Source organism: Roseofilum sp. KMC-1, assembly GCF_057802075.1.
Map to the genome: position 1 here is coordinate 2198459 of NZ_CM173605.1, position 20742 is coordinate 2219200.

General features: G+C 47.1%; 16 protein-coding genes. 4 read left to right on the forward strand and 12 right to left on the reverse strand.

The window, feature by feature from the left end; genetic code table 11:
- Positions 1–39 precede the first annotated feature (39 nt).
- The 5 genes from AC3FZD_RS10275 to groES form a co-directional block, all read right to left on the reverse strand.
- A complete protein-coding gene (locus tag AC3FZD_RS10275; protein WP_488740032.1) occupies positions 40–1692 on the reverse strand; it encodes an ABC transporter permease in 1653 nt (550 codons plus the stop codon).
- Between the two features lies 1 nt (position 1693).
- The gene (locus AC3FZD_RS10280; protein WP_488740033.1) at positions 1694–2434 is read right to left on the reverse strand and encodes a Uma2 family endonuclease; all 741 of its coding nucleotides are present in this window, start codon (positions 2432–2434) and stop codon (positions 1694–1696) included.
- A gap of 49 nt (positions 2435–2483) precedes the next feature.
- A complete protein-coding gene (nadB, locus tag AC3FZD_RS10285) occupies positions 2484–4148 on the reverse strand; it encodes an L-aspartate oxidase (protein WP_488740034.1) in 1665 nt (554 codons plus the stop codon).
- A 141-nt stretch (positions 4149–4289) separates the two neighbouring features.
- Positions 4290–5921, reverse strand: coding sequence for a chaperonin GroEL (gene groL / locus AC3FZD_RS10290; protein WP_488740035.1), 1632 nt, complete (start codon positions 5919–5921; stop codon positions 4290–4292).
- A 65-nt stretch (positions 5922–5986) separates the two neighbouring features.
- Positions 5987–6298, reverse strand: a complete 312-nt coding sequence (groES, locus tag AC3FZD_RS10295) for a co-chaperone GroES (protein ID WP_283762784.1) — start codon at positions 6296–6298, stop codon at positions 5987–5989.
- A 398-nt stretch (positions 6299–6696) separates the two neighbouring features.
- Between groES and atpD the strand changes: the two genes are divergently transcribed.
- Positions 6697–8151, forward strand: a complete 1455-nt coding sequence (gene atpD / locus AC3FZD_RS10300) for a F0F1 ATP synthase subunit beta (protein WP_488740036.1) — start codon at positions 6697–6699, stop codon at positions 8149–8151.
- 212 nt (positions 8152–8363) lie between these two features.
- Positions 8364–8783 carry an ATP synthase F1 subunit epsilon gene (atpC, locus tag AC3FZD_RS10305; protein WP_488740037.1) on the forward strand — a complete coding sequence of 140 codons (420 nt, stop codon included), beginning with the start codon at positions 8364–8366 and terminating at the stop codon, positions 8781–8783.
- Positions 8784–8960: 177 nt separating this feature from the next.
- On the opposite strand, the gene AC3FZD_RS10310 is transcribed toward atpC, so the two are convergent.
- Positions 8961–9260 carry a 30S ribosomal protein PSRP-3 gene (locus AC3FZD_RS10310; RefSeq protein ID WP_488740038.1) on the reverse strand — a complete coding sequence of 100 codons (300 nt, stop codon included), beginning with the start codon at positions 9258–9260 and terminating at the stop codon, positions 8961–8963.
- A gap of 116 nt (positions 9261–9376) precedes the next feature.
- Here AC3FZD_RS10310 and AC3FZD_RS10315 point away from each other — a divergent pair, with 116 nt between their 5' ends.
- The gene (locus AC3FZD_RS10315) at positions 9377–10156 is read left to right on the forward strand and encodes a TIGR01548 family HAD-type hydrolase (RefSeq protein WP_488740039.1); all 780 of its coding nucleotides are present in this window, start codon (positions 9377–9379) and stop codon (positions 10154–10156) included.
- A 247-nt stretch (positions 10157–10403) separates the two neighbouring features.
- Here AC3FZD_RS10315 and AC3FZD_RS10320 read toward each other — a convergent pair whose 3' ends face one another.
- From AC3FZD_RS10320 to AC3FZD_RS10345, 6 genes are all read right to left on the reverse strand, one after another.
- Positions 10404–13985, reverse strand: coding sequence for an Eco57I restriction-modification methylase domain-containing protein (locus AC3FZD_RS10320; protein WP_488740040.1), 3582 nt, complete (start codon positions 13983–13985; stop codon positions 10404–10406).
- A gap of 12 nt (positions 13986–13997) precedes the next feature.
- Positions 13998–14402 carry a type II toxin-antitoxin system VapC family toxin gene (locus AC3FZD_RS10325; protein ID WP_488740041.1) on the reverse strand — a complete coding sequence of 135 codons (405 nt, stop codon included), beginning with the start codon at positions 14400–14402 and terminating at the stop codon, positions 13998–14000.
- Positions 14399–14638 carry a transcriptional regulator gene (locus tag AC3FZD_RS10330; protein WP_488740042.1) on the reverse strand — a complete coding sequence of 80 codons (240 nt, stop codon included), beginning with the start codon at positions 14636–14638 and terminating at the stop codon, positions 14399–14401. Before AC3FZD_RS10330 ends, AC3FZD_RS10325 begins: the two co-directional genes overlap by 4 nt.
- A 9-nt stretch (positions 14639–14647) precedes the next feature.
- Positions 14648–15244, reverse strand: coding sequence for a Uma2 family endonuclease (locus AC3FZD_RS10335; protein ID WP_488740043.1), 597 nt, complete (start codon positions 15242–15244; stop codon positions 14648–14650).
- 159 nt (positions 15245–15403) lie between these two features.
- Positions 15404–18991 carry a helicase-related protein gene (locus AC3FZD_RS10340; RefSeq protein ID WP_488740044.1) on the reverse strand — a complete coding sequence of 1196 codons (3588 nt, stop codon included), beginning with the start codon at positions 18989–18991 and terminating at the stop codon, positions 15404–15406.
- Positions 18992–19080: 89 nt separating this feature from the next.
- Positions 19081–19557: a hypothetical protein gene (locus AC3FZD_RS10345; protein WP_488740045.1), complete on the reverse strand. Its 477-nt coding sequence runs from the start codon at positions 19555–19557 to the stop codon at positions 19081–19083.
- Positions 19558–19621: 64 nt separating this feature from the next.
- Here AC3FZD_RS10345 and AC3FZD_RS10350 point away from each other — a divergent pair, with 64 nt between their 5' ends.
- Entirely contained in the window at positions 19622–20494 is an 873-nt protein-coding gene (locus AC3FZD_RS10350; protein ID WP_488740046.1) for an S-layer homology domain-containing protein, read from the forward strand.
- The last annotated feature ends 248 nt before the right edge of the window (positions 20495–20742 follow it).

The window sequence follows — 20742 nt, forward strand, 5'->3', positions numbered from 1 at the left end:
ACTTGTATGATTCTTCTATTACAGATGTCGTTGTTGAAATTACGAGCTAAACCGGCGAATCCTCAGACTCAGCAAAATCACCGGTAAAATCCCCACCAGCACCAGAGCCAAAGCAGGGCCGGCCGCTTCCGCGAGGCGCTCGTCGGCAGCGAGTTGATAGGTGCGGATAGCTAGAGTATCAAAGTTAAAGGGACGGATGATTAAGGTTGCAGGGAGTTCCTTCATCACATCCACAAACACCAGGAGCGCCGCCGTTAAGAGGCTACCGCGCATCAGGGGGACATGGATACTCCAGAGGGTCTGGGTGACTCCGTAGCCGAGGCTGCGGGAAGCATGGTCTAAATTGGGGGTAATTTTGCCCAGACTGGACTCTACGGTTCCAAAAGCGACCGCTAAGAAGCGCACCAGATAGGCGAAGATCAGGGCAAAAATTGTGCCACTGAGGAGCAGACCGGTGGAGATGCCGAAGGTGGCTTGCATCCAGGCATCGACCGTGTTATCAAAGATTCCCAGGGGGATGAGAATACCGACGGCAATCACGGAGCCGGGGATGGCGTATCCCATGGAGGAGAGTCGAGCGGCGCTGTTCATGGGGACGGTGGGGTTTAAGCGTACCCCATAGGCGATCGCCACTGCTAAAATCACCCCCAACAGGGCGGTAATAGAGGCGACAATGAGGCTATTTTGGGCATATTCCCAAAACCGACCTTGGAGGGTGTCGGGGTTGGCGATCGCCATTTGCAGCAGCAGTCCGGCTGGGAGTAAAAAGCCACAGCCAATCGGAAGCATACAGGCGATCGCCGCTAAAATTCCTCGTATTCCCCTGAAGCGGTAGGGTTGAATGGCTCGGAAGCGATCGCCCGTTTGGTAATATTTAGCTTGCTGACGAGACCAGCGCTCTAGGATAATGAGCATGAAAACAAACATCAATAGGACGGAGGAGAGCTGGGACGCGGCTGCATGTTCCCCCATGCCAAACCAGACGCGATAGATACCGGTAGTAAATGTATCTACACCGAAATATTGCACCGTACCAAAATCGCTTAAGGTTTCCATCAGCGCTAAGGACAATCCCGCCATAATTGCCGGTCGAGCTAGAGGTAGTGCCACTTGGCGGAAACTTTGCCAGGGATTACAACCGAGGGAGCGGCTGGCTTCTAGGGTACAGGTTGCTTGTTCTAGGAAAGCAACCCTGGTTAATAAATAAACATAGGGATAAAGAACCAAACTGAGGAGAATGATAGCGCCAAGGAGCGATCGCACGGGAGGAAACCAGTAATCTTCCACCGTTTCCCAGCCGAATAAACCCCGAAGTGTGGTTTGCACCGGGCCGTAATATTCCAGGAATTCCGTATAAGTGTAAGCTAAAACATAGGCAGGCACAGCTAAGGGCAGTAACAGCGCCCACTCAAACCAACGTTTTCCCCAAAAATCGCACATCGTCACTAACCAGGCACAACCTACCCCGATGAATAATACTCCTGTTCCCACTCCCACCATAAGGGCAAAGGAATTGAGCAGATAGCGAGGTAAGACTGTTTCCATCAGATGGAACCAGATCTCTTGGGTGTTAGTGAAACTACTGGCAACAACACAGAGAATAGGAGTTGCAATTAACAGAGCGATCAGTATGACGGCGATCGTCCATCCTTGAGAAAACCCGATCGTCATTAATCGAATAACCTTACTCATCTCAAACCTCATCAGGGTTAATGCCATTTTCCAGGAGCAAGCGTCGATACCGTTCAGCCTGTTGTTGTTGCTCGTCCGCTCGTTGTCGTTCCCGTTCTTCGGGCGTAGGAATCCAGTTACCTGAAGCATCATAGAATCGTAACCAGAGGCGATCGATCTTTTGATACGAGCCTTGCCATAATCCTAAACCTATTCCCAGGTGTGGTAACCACAAGCGATTATCCGCTATTTGTAACTCTTGATAGCGCTTCCCTTGGTGATGAAAGGCTCGGAAAGCAGTATTGTCGAGATTGTAAACCACATAATAGGGCACTTGCAGAATTTCTTCATACACTTGCCATTTGGTTGGAGGTTTATTGGGTTCAGGTTCAGTTTCTCCCAAGTCTTCTTTTTCGGTACTTGCAGAGAGCAGTTCTACAACAATAAAAGGATTAACGCCTTCTTGCCAGATCACATAACTAAGCCGTAAACCCTGTTCTTCCTCAAAGTAGGGGACTCCCACGACTCCAAACCAATCGGGACGCTTGTATCGCCGCGTATTATTCGGGTCATAATAGATATTGAGATCCATTGCCGCAAGTACCTGTTCAGAGGGATAAGTGAACGGTTGAAAAGTTAAGCGCAACAATTCAGATTGTAGGGGATGGAATAGATCGGGCAAACCGGACTCTCCTACTTCTTCACTGGGTAAATCATACATTGTTGGTAGGGTAGTTTGCTGTTGTTGAGAAAGGTTAACCATATTCGTATTACCTTATTAAGAATTCAAATAATTGTTCATTGTTCATTGTTCATTGTTCATTATAAAGTCGATCGCCTTCAATTAGAGTATGCACTTGCCAATCGGATGAAGGTTGGGGATAATCGCTGCGATAATGACCGCCTCGACTTTCGGTGCGAAAGGCGGCACTTTTGAGAATCCAATAGCCAATATCTAATAAATTTAGGGTTTCTGCTGCTAATTTTAATTGAGTTTCTGTTTGTTCAGAGGTCAATTTTAGGTTGTCATTGGGGGATAAATTCTGCAAATATTGACCGATCGCACTTTCCCTCACCTCAGAGAGCCAAGCCCTCACTGTTCCTATCCCTTCCTCTAGTATGGACTGTTGGCGAGAAATGCCTGCACTATGCCACATCAGAGCCGGTAATTGTTGGCGAATCGAAGTAATAAAGAGTCGATCGGACTCCCAGTCTACGGTTTCTGTTCTCGGAGTGGGAAGGGGAGCATCGGCAACCGATTCAATCTGTAACTTCTCTAACTGGGCAGCAAAGACGATACATTCTAATAAAGAATTACTCGCCAAACGATTGGCTCCATGAACCCCTGTACTGGCTGTTTCTCCGATCGCATATAATCCCGGTACAGAAGTTTTCGCCATCAAATCTACCGCCACTCCTCCCATCCAATAATGGGCTGCTGGCGCAACGGGTATGGGTTCCTCAAATACATCAATGCCCCATTGCTGACACTTTTGGATAATATTGGGAAAACGATAGCGCACTTTTTCCGGGGCGATCGCCCGCAAATCTAGATAAACCGTCGCCCTCACCGGATCGGGGGCTGTTTTCTGCAAATGATTAAAAATCGCCCGACTGACCACATCACGGGGCGCTAACTCCCCTCTGGGGTCATAATCAAAAGCAAACCTGCGCCCCTCTTTATCCACCAAATAAGCCCCTTCTCCCCGCACCGCTTCACTAATCAAAAAATGGGGCGCTTCCGGTTTGCTCAGGGCTGTAGGATGGAACTGAACAAACTCTAAATCCCGTAAAACCGCCCCTGCCCGCCAAGCTAGAGCCACCCCATCCCCCGTACTTACTGGGGGGTTAGTCGTTTGGGCGAAGATTTGGCCGCCCCCTCCAGTGGCTAAAATCACGGTATTAGCCCTAATCCAGACGATTTGATTTTCCCACAGCAAACTAATCCCTTGAATGGCAGCCCCCGGTGCATCTTGCCATAAACTGAGGGCAAAGGCTTGGGAGAAAACCTGAATATTGGGTCGTTCCGAGACTCTCGCGGTGAGGATATCAATAATGGCGCGGCCGGTGGTGTCTTGGGAATGGAGAACCCTAGAGCGAGAATGGGCGGCTTCTAGGGTCGTGGCTAGTTGATTATTTTTGCGGTCAAAGGCTACACCGAGTTCCAGTAAAGAGTGAATCGCCTCTGGAGCATGATTGACTAAAAACTCTACCGCCTGGCGATCGCACAAACCCGCCCCTGCCTGTAATGTATCTTCCCGATGCAGTTCGGGCGAATCATCCTCAGCGATCGCCGCCGCGATCCCCCCTTGGGCCCATTTACTCGAACCCGTGCGAAGTTTATCTTTGGTCACCAGCAAAATCCGATACTGTGCCGGTAAGCAGAGAGTGGCATAGAGTCCCGCCGCTCCGGAACCCACCACAATAACATCAAAAGCACTAGAGGGAATAGGGGGTTTTGAATGGGGGCTGTTCAATCGTTTCTCCCAGATTTAAATCAGGTTGGGCAGTTGCCCTATTCTATCCCCTTACCTTAGTCCACTCCCATAAAAAATCCCCGGTTGTCGTGGCAACCGGGGATTAAGATTAGAAGCTATTCAATACAGGAGACAGGGGATTTAGTAATCGAAATCACCACCCATACCCGCGCCCGCAGGAGCATTATCCTTGGGTTCGGGCTTATCAACCACGATACATTCAGTGGTCAACACCATACCGGCGATCGAAGCAGCATTTTGCAGAGCCGAACGAGTCACTTTTGCAGGGTCAACAATACCGGCTTCAAACATATCCACAAAGGTATTATCCGCAGCATTGTAGCCCACATTGAAGTTCTTCTCTTTCACCCGTTCAGCAATGACTGCACCATTTTGACCGGCATTTTCAGCAATCCGCATCAGAGGAGCAACCAGAGCTTTACCGACGATTAACGCACCCGTGAGTTCTTCGTTGCTCAGGTTAGCGTTAGCCCATTCTTCTAAGCCAGGGGCGAGGTGAGCCAGGGTAGTACCACCACCGGGAACGATCCCTTCTTCAACAGCCGCTTTGGTTGCGTTGATGGCATCTTCGAGGCGCAGTTTGCGGTCTTTCATTTCGGTTTCGGTGGCTGCACCCACTTTGATAACCGCTACACCACCGGCGAGTTTAGCTAACCGCTCTTGCAGTTTTTCCTTGTCATAGGAAGAGTCGGTTTCATCCATTTGACGGCGGATTTGCTCGCAACGGGCTTTAACTTCTTTTTCGTTGCCTTCAGCAACAATGGTGGTGTTGTCTTTGGTGAGGGTGATCCGGCGTGCTTTACCCAGTTGGTCGAGTTTGGCGCTGTCAATTTTCAGACCCGCATCTTCCGTGATCACTTGACCGCCAGTCAGTACGGCGATGTCTTCGAGCATGGCTTTACGGCGATCGCCGAAACCAGGAGCTTTAACCGCAGCTACATTCAGCACACCGCGCAGACGGTTAACGACGAGGGTTGCTAGAGCTTCTTTCTCGATATCTTCAGCAACGATCAGCAGAGGTTTGCCCGCACGAGCCACTTGCTCTAGCACTGGTACGAGGTCTTGAACCAGAGTAATTTTCTTATCGGTGAGCAGGATGTAAGGCTCATCGAGAATGGCTTCCATTCGCTCGGTATCGGTAGCGAAGTAGGGAGAAATATAACCCTTATCGAAGCGCATCCCTTCAGTGATTTCCAGTTCGGTAGTCATAGATTTCCCTTCTTCCAAGGAAATGACCCCTTCTTTACCCACCTTATCCATGGCTTCAGCAATCATTTTGCCTACTTCTTCGTCGTTACCGGCAGAGATAGAGCCAACTTGGGCGATCGCCTTAGAGTCTTCGATTTGACGGGCCTGACCCGCAATCTTATCGACTAAGAAACCGGTAGCCTTATCAATACCGCGCTTCAGAGAAATGGGGTTAGCACCAGCGGCCACATTCCGTAAACCGGCTTTCACCATCGCATGGGCCAATACAGTCGCCGTGGTGGTTCCATCACCAGCAGCATCATTAGTCTTAGAAGCCGCTTGACGGATCAAGGCAACTCCCGTATTTTCCACATGGTCTTCGAGTTCGATTTCTTTGGCGATCGTCACGCCATCATTGACGATTTGAGGAGCGCCAAACTTTTTCTCTAGAACCACATTGCGGCCTTTGGGCCCCAGGGTAACAGCAACGGCTTCAGCCAGGATGTCCATTCCCTTTTCCAGGGCGCGACGAGCGTTTTCGTTATAGATGATGCGCTTTGCCATAGTCTTCTCAATCCTTGATTCAGTGTATAGAGATGGATAGTCTTATGTAGAGAGGGATTAGCGGGTTAGCTTACTACAGCAAGAATGTCTTTTTCAGACAACAGAACATAGTCTTCATTGCCCAGTTTGATATCGGTTCCAGCATATTTGGAGTAGAGAACCTTGTCGCCAATTTTGACTTCAGGCTCTTGACGAGAACCGTCATCGTTCCGTTTGCCTGGGCCAACTTGGACAATTTCTCCCACTTGGGGCTTTTCTTTGGCATTATCAGGCAGAATGATACCACCGGCGGTTTTTTCTTCAGCTTCGCTAATTTTGACAAAAACGCGATCGCCTAGGGGTTTAACTGTAGAAACACTCAGGGATACTGCTGCCATAGGAAAATCTTCTCCGATTTGACTGTAAAAAGTTAATAGGGTTTAAGGAACTGAGGGGCTGTATTAGTCGTTAGCACTCTCAACTCCTGAGTGCTAATGTAATCCGAGTTGAGCAACCTTTGCAACAGGCTTAAAAGTACGGGTTACCGTACCCTAGGGTAGGGAGATGGGGAAATGGGGGGATGGGGGGATGGGGAGATGGGGGGATGGGGAGATGGGGAAATGGGGGGATGCAGAGACACAGGGATTACTCATGACTCATTCCCCAACAAGTCTATTGTGGGGTGAACATCCCGTGATAATCTGAAAGATGACATTCTTAAACTTAGAACCTTTAAGAATTACCAGCGACTGTCCCCAGTCATATTCTTAAGCAGCAATCACAATTAGGCGAAGATATGGTAGCCACATCAGAGAAAACCAACGTCGGTAAAATTGTTCAAATCATTGGCCCGGTTATTGATGCAGAATTTCCCAGTGGTAAACTGCCCCAAATCTATAATGCAATCCGAGTCATCAAAAAAAGCGCAGATGGACAAGAATATTCTGTCACCTGCGAAGTCCAACAACTCCTCGGTGGAAACCAAGTCCGCGCTGTGGCGATGAGTGCTACAGATGGACTCACACGAGGCATGGAGATTGTTGACTTGGGTGCGCCCATTAGCGTCCCCGTAGGAAATGTTACCCTAGGACGGATCTTCAATGTCCTGGGTGAGCCAGTGGATGAAAAAGGGCCGGTTAGCAGTGAAGAAACCTCTCCCATTCACCGGGAAGCACCTAAATTCACTGAACTAGAAACCAAACCTTCTATCTTTGAAACCGGTATTAAAGTATTAGACTTGTTAGCCCCCTATCGTCGGGGAGGCAAGATTGGCCTGTTCGGTGGGGCCGGGGTTGGCAAAACGGTGATCATGATGGAATTGATCAACAACATTGCCATCAACCACGGTGGGGTTTCCGTGTTCGGGGGCGTGGGCGAACGCACTCGGGAAGGAAACGACCTTTACAATGAAATGATTGAATCGGGCGTAATCGACACCAAAGATCTTTCCAAGTCTAAGATTGCCCTCGTCTACGGTCAGATGAATGAACCCCCTGGAGCGAGAATGCGCGTAGGTCTGTCTGCTCTAACGATGGCGGAATATTTCCGCGATGTGAGTAAGCAAGATGTACTGCTGTTTATCGATAATATTTTCCGGTTTGTACAAGCGGGTTCTGAGGTATCGGCACTGCTCGGTCGGATGCCTTCGGCTGTAGGATATCAGCCCACCTTGGCTACGGAAATGGGAGAACTGCAAGAGCGGATTACTTCAACTCGTGAAGGTTCGATTACTTCGATTCAAGCGGTTTATGTGCCTGCGGATGACTTGACTGACCCCGCTCCGGCTACTACATTTGCCCACTTGGATGCCACCACCGTATTGTCTCGTGGTTTGGCTTCTAAAGGAATTTATCCGGCAGTAGATCCCCTGGATTCTACGTCTACGATGCTACAACCGAGCGTTGTGGGCGATGACCACTATCAGACGGCTCGTGCAGTTCAGTCTACCCTGCAACGGTATAAAGAGCTGCAAGATATTATTGCAATTCTGGGCTTGGATGAGTTGTCTGAAGATGACCGTCTGACTGTAGCTCGTGCCCGTAAAATTGAGCGGTTCTTGTCTCAACCTTTCTTTGTGGCTGAGGTATTCACGGGTTCTCCAGGTCAGTATGTGAAGCTTGAGGATACGATCAAAGGCTTCAAGATGATTCTGTCTGGAGAGTTGGATCATCTGCCTGAGCAGGCTTTCTATATGGTGGGCGATATTAGCCAGGTGATTGCTAAAGGGGAAAAATTAGCGGCTAAGGGTTAATCCAGCCTAAACTACAGCCCTTGGCGCTCTGATGAGGTACATAAAGATCCCCCCTTGCCCCCCTTAAAAGGGGGGAATCCTAAAAGTCCCCCTTAAAAGGGGGATTTAGGGGGATCGAAATGTACGACATAGCAAAGAAAACGGCTGTAATGCCCAAAATGTTCACAAATTGTTCAAAATTAAGTTCTCAATACTAGAATTTCAATCAACTCATGACCTTAAAAGTTCGTGTTATTGCTTCTAATAAAACCGTCTGGGATAGTGTGGCGGATGAGGTGATTTTACCGAGTACGACGGGGCAACTGGGAATTCTCAGTGGTCACGCTCCCCTCTTGTCTGCTCTCGATATTGGCGTGATGCAAGTGCGTCCCCAATCCCAGAAAGACTGGTTACCCATTGCCCTCATGGGGGGGTTTGCTGAGGTGGATAATAATGAAGTCACTATCCTCGTGAATGGGGGAGAAGTGGGTACAAATATTAACCGAGAAGAGGCTGAAAGCGCTTATAAACAAGCGGAAGAGCGCTTAGGAAAAGTGCGTGCGGATGACCGCGAAGAACAATTCAAAGCCACTCAAGCTTTAAAGCGAGCGAGGGCAAAGTTCCAAGCGGCTGGTGGTATGGTTCAGCGTTAAAAATGGCCATCAAGCGATGTTTGATGGTGCTGGTAAGCTAAACCCTCCTCTGGTTCTGAGGAGGGTTTTGTTGGGTGGCAAAACTGGAGAAATACAGAGATAGGGATATAGCCTATTGCCTATTACCTATTACCCATAACCCATAACCTATAACCCATGACGCATTATCAGTGCATTTCAACTGCTACCGGTGAAGACCACTTCAGGAAATTTGCCTTGAGCTTCTGTCATGGGTCGTTTTTTCCCTTCTTCTTGCCAGTAGTTAATCACTTCAGTCGCTTGGTTTAGGAGTCCAACTCGGTCTGAGTCATCAATCCAGTGTTTGGCTTCAAGTTCGGTTTTGAGTTCTTCCCAAGCGTCATTACGGGGCCAGAAAAAGTAGCGGGTGAGAGGACTATTCCCTTTACCAACTACTTGATCGACTGCAATGGCAACGTTATCCTCTAACCAGAGGACTTTTAATTGAAATTTCGACAATCAAACCTCCAACATCATAGATCCGTTCAACAGATGCGATCATTTATTTTACCGCACTTTGAGCCGTTCTGTTGAAGTGAGGGGAAGAGAAGGTTGATTTTAAGGAGGGTGGAGTGATGGAGCGGCAAGTGCTGGTGGTATTTGATATTGATGGGGTGTTGCGAGATGTGGGTCAATCCTATCGTCGGGCGATCGCCGATACAGTGGAGAAGTTTACGGATAACCAATATCGTCCCACTTTAGCAGATATGGATGAGTTGAAGAGTGAGGGGATTTGGAATAATGATTGGGAGGCTTCCCAAGAGCTAGTCTATCGCTATTGGTGTAGCCAAGGTCGAGAGCGCGAGAGTGTGGGACTCGATTATGATGAGCTGGTGGCGTTTTTCCAGTCTCGCTATCAGGGAACCGATCCAGAGAATTTTAATGGCTATATTACCAGTGAACCTCTGTTAGTGACGGTTGATTATTTGCAAGGTTTGACTGAGCAGGGTATGGGATGGGGTTTTTTTAGTGGGGCAACGCGAGCGGAAGCCCTGTATGCTCTAGAGTATCGGTTGGGGTTGTCTAATTTGGCGCTGGTGGCAATGGAAGATGCGCCGGGGAAACCTGATCCGACGGGGTTATTTCAGGTGATTGAGCAGTTAGATCCCAATCCGACGCTACCGGTGTTTTATGTGGGGGATACGGTAGCAGATATGAAGACGGTGGAGCGAGCAAGGATGGAACAACCGGAGCGGTTATGGGTGGCGATTGGGATTTTACCGCCCCATGTGCAAGAGACTCCCGAATGGAGCCAGAGCTATGCCCAACGGCTGCAAGGTGCGGGAGCGCAGAAGGTGTTTAAGCATGTGGAAGATTTAACGGTGGCTGAGATTCAAGGGTTGATAAACAGTTGATTTAGGGAGAGGGATTGGGTTGCGCCCTCTTCCCCCAGCCCCTTCTCCCCACGAGGAGAAGGGGAGAAAAGCCCTTCTCCCACAGGAGAAGGAGAGAAAGTCCCTCTCGGAGTGGGAGAGGGATTTAGGGAGAGGGATTGGGTTGCGCCCTCTTCCCCCAGCCCCTTCTCCCCACGAGGAGAAGGGGAGAAAAGCCCTTCTCCCACAGGAGAAGGAGAGAAAGTCCCTCTCGGAGTGGGAGAGGGATTTAGGGAGAGGGCACATCCCGATAGGCATTGAGGGCAGCTTGTTTAACTGCGTCGGGGACGATGGGGAAGGTGGTTAAAATATGGGCAAATTCGGTGGCGGTGAGATTGTATAAATGGGCAATGATGCCGTCAAGTTCTGCCCTCAGTTTGCCCCGTTCAGTTTCATCGGTAACGCCGTTGTGGTGGGAACCTAAGCCCACTTTTGCGGCTAAGTCGTCAAATTCGGGGGTGGTGCAGATGAGTTTAGCGGCTCTCTGGACAATGGGATTGAACCAAGGATCTCCTTCTTGTAGGCGGGGAATAGTTAATTGATACACATAGAAAAAGTTAATATTTGCTGATACTCGCTGACGTAGCATAAAATCAACCATAAAACTATTCCATAAGGCACACAAGAAAATCATTTCTGAATATTGAATCAAGGTTTTTTGCTGATCGTCAAATCTCAAGGCTACTTGGAAATTTTCCGAGCAAAAATTAGATGGAATTATTGCCGAAATCATAGTTCTTATATCAGTGTTTCTTGCAATCTTACGAAAACCCAAACGATAATCCTGATAATTCATAGTTTGACCATTATCAGTGACTCGTTTTCCTAAAATTGACTCTCTACCTTCTTTTTCTTCTATCCAATATTTCAATACTGACAAATCAAACTGATGGGTAAATTGATGAATCATCTTACCTTCATAGAGCGGTAATCGCCCTTCCCCTGGCTCCGTTTTGAACAAATGGCTATCATTCGTCATGTGAAATTCATTGCACAGCTTTAAATTCCATTTACCTGCAACAGTTTCCCCCAACAATGGAAAGCGCGTCATCTTCTGGGCAATTTGCACATCCATCTCGCTCTTAAACTCCATCACCGACAGAGAATCCGGGGATAACCGACGAATCAGATCCACATCTAAATAAATATCATCAGAGCCGGGAAACTCCAATAACTCCCCCACCTCATGACGCATAAACCGAGTTGGGAAGGATTCAGTTTTTCCCCCTTTCTCAAAGCTCAACACCACAAACTTAAAACTACGGTGAACCCCTTCAAAAATTTCTTTGCGATTCTCAAAACAAAACAACCCCGTTACCTGAGTTTGGGAAAATAACAATTCTCGCAATTGTTTCGTACCCAAATCTGTATAAATGCCGCTCGGAATCACAATTCCACATTCTCCCCCTGAGCGCAATAAATGAAAACAGCGCTCTAGGAACAACTTATAAAGATTAATATCTGTCCCCTGCTTGCGTCCATTCACCATTGAAATTTGATTTTTATATTGTTCTGCCGAACGATAATACAAACTCACATGGGGAAAACTGCTTTTATACTCGCACCAAGCTGCGGCAACTTCCGGATTTTGTAACAGTTTTTCCTGCTCCTTCTCAAACGTTTTGATATCCATCTTGTTTTTCGTCACCAAATCGCTATAGCCAGCAAAAAACTCTTTCGCTTGAGGCTTGAAAATCTCCCAAGGGGGATTAGCAATAATGGCATCAAACCCACCCCGTGCAAACACTTTATCAAAATGATAGCCCCAATGGAACGGCTCCAGCGCCTCCATATCTCCAAGATTCAACACGCGCTTCTTGGGTTGCCCTTGCAGTTGCGCTTGTTCATATTTTATCCCTAACTTTTGACTAAATTCATCCAATAAAAGCTGATTCAGCTTAACCTGAGCCTCCCGATTCATGCCATCAATATGATTTCTGAGCGCCAAAATACTTTGATCCTTAGATCGCTCCTCCGGATGGCGTTGCTCGTCCGATAAAAAAGCATGTTTTTTGTACAGTTCAATACTCTTGTTTTTCTCCGCCAGAATCTTCTCATATTCAGAAGCAGCTAGGGCGTTTAATAAATTGCCTTGAATAAACGTTTTGCCCAATAAATTAAGCTGGGTGGGTTCAATGGCTGTTTTTTGCTGCTCATCCGCACCCAACCGATTAAAAGCATCCCCATCTACCCGAATCAAACCAATCAGAGAATTCCCCGCCATGATGTTAAAATCTACATTAGGCAAAGGTTCGAGATCTTCGACTCGCTCCACAGAAGCCACCAGAGCCAAAAATAAGCGCAACTTAGCGATTTCTGTGGCTTCCTCCATGATGTCTACCCCATAGAGATTATCGGTAATAATCCGCTTTTTGATATAATACTCTAGGGAGTTATGGCCGTTTTCGCTATTATGAGGTATGTTTTGATCCCCCCAACCCCCCTTAAAAAAGGGGGCATTAGCGAAAGTCCCCCTTTTTAAGGGGGATTTAGGGGGATCGACACTTAACCGCTCATCGCTCGACTGAGCTACCCGCTTGATAATCTGCTGATAAATGGGGATTAATGTCTTCATTGCTGCCACTAAAAATGCCCCAGAACCACAAGCGGGATCGAGTAGGGATAATTGGGGTAAAATGTCCTCTAACAGCAGGTGACAGAGGGAGTTGTTTAGGTTGCCTAAAAGCTGCTCTATATCTGTAAATTCTTGGTTAGCGTGACGGTTTACTCGGTCTAAAATTAACTTATTAATGGTGCGATCGCATAAGTATTCCGTAATTTGCGGCCGGGTGTAATAGGCTCCAAACTCCTTTTGGTTGATATATTTCTCGAAAATATAGCCGAGGACATCGGGGTTAATTTCGTTACTTTCTTTTTCCGCGTCGGGGCGATCGTTTAAGTGCCAGGAATAGCGACTAAATAGATCTAAAACTCGCTCAAACGCCTGATTTTTAATCTCAATCTGGGGATACTTCTGCTCAATGGTATGACGGAGGAATAAACCACCATTGAGATAGCAAATTTTGCCTAATTTTCGCCTAATCTCTTCCGGGCGATCGAATTCTGGTTTAGCAAATCCTTCAAAAAATAAATCCTTGAGAAATTCATAAAAATTTTGCTGGCTTTCCTGGCAATTCGCTAATTTATGCTGTAAATATTCGCTGTTCCCTCCATCGAGAAAATAGCGTCTTTGCAAGAAATAGACAAACATCAACCGGTTCAATAGCACAGAAGCATACCATCGGCGATCTCCCTCATCTTTTATCCCGTCAATCTCTAGACAAAAATTCTGATGTAACTCTTCAAAATCCTGGAAAAACTGCTTAGTAACTTGTTCAATATTAAAGCCCGATTTCACCCTTTGCACCACATCCACTAGGGTTAAATTATCTTCTTCAGAAATATCAACGACTAAGGCTTCTAGCTTCTGAATTAAAGCTTCTGCTGATTTCCCCACCGTATAAGTATGAAATGTGGGTTTTGGCGTTTTCCCCGGTTCCTGCTTCGCCCACATCCAAACCTGTTTGGTTTGCCCTTGGTCGGTAAAAATGAGTAAATGGGATTGGGAATATTCGGTTAACTGTCGATCTAATTGCTTTTGTAATTTGCGCTCTGGAAGGGTTTCACTAACACACTGATAAACGGTAAACCCTCGTTTTTGAGCAATGGTTTCTACTGGAAAAATTTGCTCCTGAACTTCAAGCGGGATCTGGAGATGATTGATAGTATCCCAACCGAGTTCTTCGATAAATAAGGATTCAAAATCGAAGGTTTTGAGATAGTTTTCGGTGCGTTTACGATTGAGTTTCATGAGGGTTTCTCCTTATGGTGCAATCAGATCCAGATCGGGAAAATAGGTACGATACCGTTGACGGTCACGACTCAACAGCCGATATCCAGCCGTCAGAGCATGGGCCCCAATATAAAAGTCTGGCAAAGGCGATCGCCGAATGCCCCCATTTTGTCGATAGCTTAAAAATGCCTTTCCTGCCAAAAATGCTGCTTCATAGGGCAATGGTTCCCGATGAAAAAATAACGAGAACATCAGCGTTTCAAGTTCTTCTTCACTTTGAAACCCGACTGATATTTCTGCATAAATAAGAGGATTGATAATTAGTTCTGACTCATTAGCACATTGAGCCAACATTTGTGATGACCAATCAAACCATTGAGGATCTCGTAAGAACACATCTAAGAGAACATTACTATCGACTAAAACTGATGTCATTCCTCACCTCTGGTGATCCTCATAATTTCATCAGTGGTCAAACTTGATGTTGCTTTACCTGCTAATGCTGCAATAATTGCCTCACCTCGGTTTTGAGAGCAATCGTTTATTGAAGTTTGTTGATAGCGATCGAGTAGTGAATTCAAAAAGATTTTTACTTCATCTAATGCTGGTTCTGGTAGCTGACGCAAGAGTTCAACGATTTCTGTTACATTTTCAGTATCTTGGGTTGCCATGTTTCTCTCCTAATCTTGTGTATTTTCCGTGGATTGCTGAAATTGGACTCGCTTATACAGATCGGACAATTTAATTGTAACATTAACTGACTGCAATTCTACGATCGCCTCTTCGCCCATCAACTCGGTGAGCAACCATTGATGCTCGCCCACCTTACGATAGAGTTCGACGCGATAAGCCAATTGATCGATTAACAGATATTCCTGTAGCTGGGGAATGGAGCGATAGAGGGTAAATTTCTGGCTTTTATCAAACCCTTCTGTAGAGGTGGATAAGACTTCGGCAATGAAACAAGGATTGGTGAGTGCGATCTGTTTACTGTCGGTAAAAATTGGATCTTCCGCGATCGCCATGACATCGGGATAAAGATAACTCTCGAATACAGGCAACCACAGGCGCATATCGCTCATAAATACAGAATAACCCCGATCTTCTAAGGCAAACAGCAAGAGAGCATGAAGTTTGCCTGTCAGAATATTATGATTCGCTGATGCACCCGCCATTTTAACGATCCCTCCTTGAATAAACTCGCTTTTGTCAATGTTCTGATTCTCCTGTTCTAGATACTCTTCAATTGCGCTCTGTTTTGCGATCGCAGCAACCATATTTCACCTCCTATATCGGCTTAAGATTATGATATAGCAAACCTAAATGAGTTATGTAACAATTGCCCTCATCCCCCTACCCCCTTCTCCCACAGGAGAAGGGGGAAAGTCCCTCTCCTGTGGGAGAGGGATTTAGGGAGAGGGCATCCCCCCATCCCCCTATTCTCCCTCAAATAAACCCATAGAACAAATCACCCTCGCGCCTTCAAATTCTCCGTCTGCGGTGACGACACATAAAGCATTATGCTCCATCAGATGGGTGACTTTTTGGGCTAAATTTTCATCGGCAATTCCTGCTCGTAATTCCCGATTTAGAGAGGCGATCGCGTCTTGTTTGAGAGGATATTTATAGATCATCTCGATCGCCTGATTTAAATGATCCCATTCCTGACCTTGGGCTAAAATCGGTGTGCTTTCCTTAACATATTGGCAATAGGCCATTAGGCGATCGTAGGTTTTTGCCCTCGCCCCCCTGGAACTGCCTAGAGTCCCCGCCACTCCTTTGGTTTGCTTGCTAATTTGCATCGAAGCTTCTTGAACTAAGTCATAATGTTGAGGATGAGGCTCTAGGGCGGGAGTATCGATAGAACACCTTGCCATGCGTAAAATCCGCGTTTGGGACTGGGTGACACTATTTCCCTGGGCATCCACCCAAGCTAGGGCATCGGTTCCTTCAGCCGTCCGTAGATAGAGCAAAACCCCCTCCGGATCTAAGACTGTGGGTTGATGGTGACGGGTAGAAAGGACGACATCAGGTAAGTCTTGAATAATCCGTTTTAAGCCTGGATTGGCATCAATGGCGGTTTGCCAAATTTGTAGCGCTTCTGAGGTTAAATCGACTTCGCCAGAGTCTTCATCTTCATCTAAAATATTGGCTTTTTCGTGATAGAGATTTAACAAGACTTCTCGCTGTTCGTCGTCTTCAAAAAAGGCTTCATCGGTTCCTACGACTTCCTGATTTTCTTTGAGGCGATCGCGCAAACGCCCCCGCAGATTAATTAACTGTTCCACTCCTTCAGCAGGCAAAAAAGAATAACATAAAATTTCATCGGCTTCTTGACCAATGCGATCGACTCTTCCCACGCGCTGAATTAAGCGAATAATTGCCCAAGGTAAATCATAATTGACCACAATTCGGGCATCTTGTAAGTTTTGCCCTTCACTCAAAACATCGGTGGCGATTAATATTCTTAATTCTTGCTCTGGCGAGACGGTTTTCTGATTACTTTTAGGACTAAATCGGTGGGCTAGGGTAGTCGGATCGGTTTGAGAATTGCCGGTAACTAAACCGATATGAGTGATGCTTTGGGTTTCTAGAGCTTCAGAGAGATATTGAGCGGTATCGGCAAATTGGGTGAAGATGAGGACTTTCTCTTGGGAATGTTCGGCGCTGACGAGTTGAATGAGCGATCGCAATTTTCTGTCTTCATTAGCATCCCAACATCCGGCAATCTCCAAAATTTCCCTCAATGCTTGGGCATCTTGGCGTAAATCTGCCGCCAGTTCGGGGGTAAAGAACCGGGGATGAATCCACTTAAAGCGGTTCAGATAGCGATCGCGGTATAGATCGTAAATGCTGGCGGCTCGTGCTTCCCATTCGGCTGTGTTGAATCCAGCAGCATCCTCTCCCGGTTCCTCAGTGTCTTTATTACAGAAGTTGACTCCGCTATCCCCTGCATCTCGATCCCCCCAACCCCCCTTAAAAAGGGGGGCAGTCAAAGTCCCCCTTTTTAAGGGGGATTTAGGGGGATCATTCCGACTGTATCTCGCATCAAGTTCTGTATCTCCCATGTCAGTAGTTTCCCAATCCTGACTGAGCAAACTATCACTATCCTCATCGCTGGTTCCATCGAGTAAGGCGGCATCCTGAGTGCCGGTGGGAATAGGCAAATTCTGGGCGATCGCATACAAATAAACCGAGTTGCGTAAAATATGACGCTCAATCGACTGAAGAAAAGCCGCGCCACTACTTTCGAGACGCTTAAATAAATTGGTGCGGCAAAACCCCATTAACCGTTGCCCCGCATGGGAAAGATTGACCAGGATTTTCCGTTCTGCTTCCGTGGGCTGCAAATGCTCAAATTCCGCGGCCAAACTCATTTGACCGGGTGATGTTTTCCCTGTCGTTTTCTTACTCTTCGGAGGCATAATCACATAATGACCTAAACCATACCGAGGCAGATGCAAGCGATTGATGATATCCACCACGCGATCGCTATACAGCCGGGCATAGGGATCGATAGCTGCATCCGTGCTAAAGGTTACCGTCCGAGGACGACGCAAAGGAAAATAGAAGCGATTGCCATTAGAAAACTCTAAATAATACCCCCGTTCATCCCGTTTAGCATAGGTGTTTTTAATAAATCCCCTGGTTCGTCGCAGCATATAGCGATTCATCAACTGTTGCCAATCTTCCGGTTGCTGGCTCTGTTCAAAAGCCATCAGCGATCGCACTGGAGTAGCCGGATGTCGCCGTATAAATTGCACATCTCCCCCAATCTCCCGAATATAAGCTTCTGGCTTAATGCCTAAATCCGCTTCCGGGCGCAAAAATAGACGCAACTGAGCCGATAAATCTAAATAGCCCTTGTTATAGGGTGTTGCCGTCAGCAGAATACACCGGCTGCCACTTTGCTCCACATACTCCTTAATCGCTTGATACCGTTTGCCCTCGCGGTTGCGGAGGTTATGGCTCTCATCAATCAGCACCAACCGAAATCTTGCGGGCACTGTCGGTAAGGTTTTTTCCACCTGGCTAACGGGAACCACTTTTCCCCGTAAGCCATAGCGATCGATATACTCTTGCCACATCAATTCCAGATTCTTGGGACAAACCACCAACGTACTCGTACCATATTCCTGTTCGCACACATGGGCGATCGCCGTTCCCACCAGGGTTTTGCCCAAACCCACCACATCTCCAATGATCACCCCATGGCGCTTATCCAGGTGCTGCATCGCCACCCGCACCGCTTGCTCCTGAAATTCCAATAAGCCGAAATTTTTGGGCGCTTGATACCGACTCAAACCATCCCGCGCTTCCTGGGATAAGTGATAGGCCATCTTCAGGTAAATATAAAAGGGCGATCGCTGTTTACCGGCCCAACTTTCATCAATCGCCTCAATCAGATCTTGGGAAATATCTAGGGAAAACTTATCTTCCCACCGTTCGCTAAACCACTTTTCTAGCTTCTCGGTATCATCTCGATCCGTGACTTCCACATTGAGTTCCCCCTGACCACTGAGACCCGAAAAGGTCAAGTTACTACTGCCCACATAAGCAATTCGCGGGGTAATGCGATCGTCGCGATAAATGAGATAGAGTTTGGCATGGAGCAGATGGCGCAGAAATAATTTGACCTTCAGTTTGCCCGCTTCTAACTGGCTCTGCAATCGCTTCAGACTGGCTTCATCCTGGGCTGTGGGCACGCCATAGGTCAACTGCTCCCGAAACTCTTGGGCCATGACTTTTTCGAGCTGATTGGCCTGCTCATTGGACATTCTCAGCTCGCCCTTACCAATAGTCCGAGAGCTTTTGAGGTGGTCTTTGGGCAGTTTTTGCATTCCCACCAATAAGCGACAATTCTGGCCTGCACTGGAGGTAAATTGCTCTACTTCTGCTTCTAATTCTCGCCAACCTCTGAGGTTAAAATAACCCACACAAAAATCTGCCCGATAGGCTTGCTGCAAGCCCTGCTTCAGTTCGGGCAGTAAGGGAAAGTCACAATTATCATAAATAGCAGACATGAGTTGGGGTGGCGATCGCCATGGCCACCGATCTATAACGGATTACCTTAGTATACCGTTACACTTATGACAGAGTGGGGGCGATCGGGCTACCTATCCCTGGAGCGACCAAATCGCTCCAACAACTCCTCACGGGATAATTGCAAACACAACGGCATAAACCGATCCGGAGATAGCACCAACAAAGAATCAATGATACCCAAAAGCGCCTCATCCAACTCGCCAAAGCGAGTCCTTAACAGAGCTTCAAGCATCAAGCGCTGTCGTTCAACCCCTTGTTGAAGCCCCTGTTGAAGCCCCTGGTCTAGTCCCTGTTGAAGCCCCTGTTGAAGCCCCTGGTTTAGTCCCTGTCTAATCCCTTCAAGAATAGTATCTTCTCTCCATTTTATATAAGCTGGTGATAATTCCATCAGTAACTCCCTCTCTTCTGTGTCTAACTCTATTTTAGAGGCTATATTAATCCGCCATATCCCAACCAACTCTAGAATATTTCGCCGCAGAGGATCTTCTCTGGGTATCTCCAACAGTTGCGCGATCGCTCTTTTCTGAGTTCCTCCCTCACTCATGGCCAGTATGATCGCCCTGGGCCAAACTCAGGTTAAAATTGGTTTGGCTCAAATGTAGCAAATTATGACTGAACAGCAAACGGTTCCTTATGGCTATTATGCTGCCAAGGAAGCCTATAGCACCTCAGACTGGCGACTGGGAAGTATCCTTGAAGATGTGCCCGTTGCCCCTTCGACCTTTTGGGATCGCCAAATTCAATATAATCAACTCGAACTCCATCCCATGTCCTGTACCCTGTTTGCGGCTGCTGGGGCAATTTCGGATTTAACCGGGTATCGATTTAGTCTGGCTGAGTTTGGGCAACTGATCCAAGAAGCTCGGGGTTACGGGTTTTCTGATAGTCAAGGCTGGTATATTAATCAGGCAGTGGATTTATTGCGCCGATGGTGGAATAACCGTGGAGAACAGCTTGCCTCCTATCGGGTGGATATGGCTGGCGTACAACTGAACTCAGTCCTGGGTAAAGGCTATAGTGTGGTCACCGGTTATCGGGGGAGTGCCCAATATAATGCAGATTTTAATGCTGATGGGTTCTTAGATCAAACTTCTTTTGGCGATCGCGCCTACGGCCATGCAGTACGCATGACCCAAGACCGTCAAAATCCCAGTTACGCCAGGGTGATGATCGATAATTATTATGGAGTGCAACGGTTTAATAGCTATCGTATCAGAGTGGGCGATATTGGCCGTCTCGTAGAGAATGGCGTGTTTTATTATTCTGGCTATATGTTTGCAACGGAGAAGAAGCGTATGTTTAGAGATGTATATCCCGATGGTAGAAGTCAATGGTATTATGACGCTCTGGAATGGGCGGTAAAAGAAAACCTGATTAGTGGTTACCAAGATGGAACCTTCCGACCCAACCAACTGGTCACTCGTGCGGAAATGGTGGTGATCCTGAAGCGACTTTATGACAAAATTTCTAGAGAGCAATAAGAGAAAATGGCTTGAAAACGCGGGTTAATAAACTCACTGAGTGCTTGTGGTGAGTAGTCCCAGACCATAAATCCTTAAAATAAGCTGAAGTGAGGGTTTGATTTTCAAACCCTTTTTTGTGGCCACAATAAACCGTATTATTACCAACAGTGATAACGAAAATCTTACGGATAAAAGATCTAAAAAAGCCGGGGATCATTGCTGGGATAGGGTTGGCAGTTCTGGAAAAAATCGGTTATGGTGTCAAC

Bases quoted from the DNA above. Each gene is read 5' to 3' on its own strand.
- AC3FZD_RS10325 (WP_488740041.1), bottom strand. From the start codon at position 14,402: ATGACATCAGTTTTAGTCGATAGTAATGTTCTCTTAGATGTGTTCTTA.
- AC3FZD_RS10350 (WP_488740046.1), top strand. From the start codon at position 19,622: ATGACTGAACAGCAAACGGTTCCTTATGGCTATTATGCTGCCAAGGAA.
- AC3FZD_RS10335 (WP_488740043.1), bottom strand. From the start codon at position 15,244: ATGGTTGCTGCGATCGCAAAACAGAGCGCAATTGAAGAGTATCTAGAA.
- groL (WP_488740035.1), bottom strand. From the start codon at position 5,921: ATGGCAAAGCGCATCATCTATAACGAAAACGCTCGTCGCGCCCTGGAA.
- AC3FZD_RS10345 (WP_488740045.1), bottom strand. From the start codon at position 19,557: ATGAGTGAGGGAGGAACTCAGAAAAGAGCGATCGCGCAACTGTTGGAG.
- groES (WP_283762784.1), bottom strand. From the start codon at position 6,298: ATGGCAGCAGTATCCCTGAGTGTTTCTACAGTTAAACCCCTAGGCGAT.
- atpD (WP_488740036.1), top strand. From the start codon at position 6,697: ATGGTAGCCACATCAGAGAAAACCAACGTCGGTAAAATTGTTCAAATC.
- AC3FZD_RS10275 (WP_488740032.1), bottom strand. From the start codon at position 1,692: ATGAGTAAGGTTATTCGATTAATGACGATCGGGTTTTCTCAAGGATGG.
- AC3FZD_RS10330 (WP_488740042.1), bottom strand. From the start codon at position 14,638: ATGGCAACCCAAGATACTGAAAATGTAACAGAAATCGTTGAACTCTTG.
- AC3FZD_RS10315 (WP_488740039.1), top strand. From the start codon at position 9,377: ATGGAGCGGCAAGTGCTGGTGGTATTTGATATTGATGGGGTGTTGCGA.
- atpC (WP_488740037.1), top strand. From the start codon at position 8,364: ATGACCTTAAAAGTTCGTGTTATTGCTTCTAATAAAACCGTCTGGGAT.
- AC3FZD_RS10280 (WP_488740033.1), bottom strand. From the start codon at position 2,434: ATGGTTAACCTTTCTCAACAACAGCAAACTACCCTACCAACAATGTAT.
- AC3FZD_RS10320 (WP_488740040.1), bottom strand. From the start codon at position 13,985: ATGAAACTCAATCGTAAACGCACCGAAAACTATCTCAAAACCTTCGAT.
- AC3FZD_RS10340 (WP_488740044.1), bottom strand. From the start codon at position 18,991: ATGTCTGCTATTTATGATAATTGTGACTTTCCCTTACTGCCCGAACTG.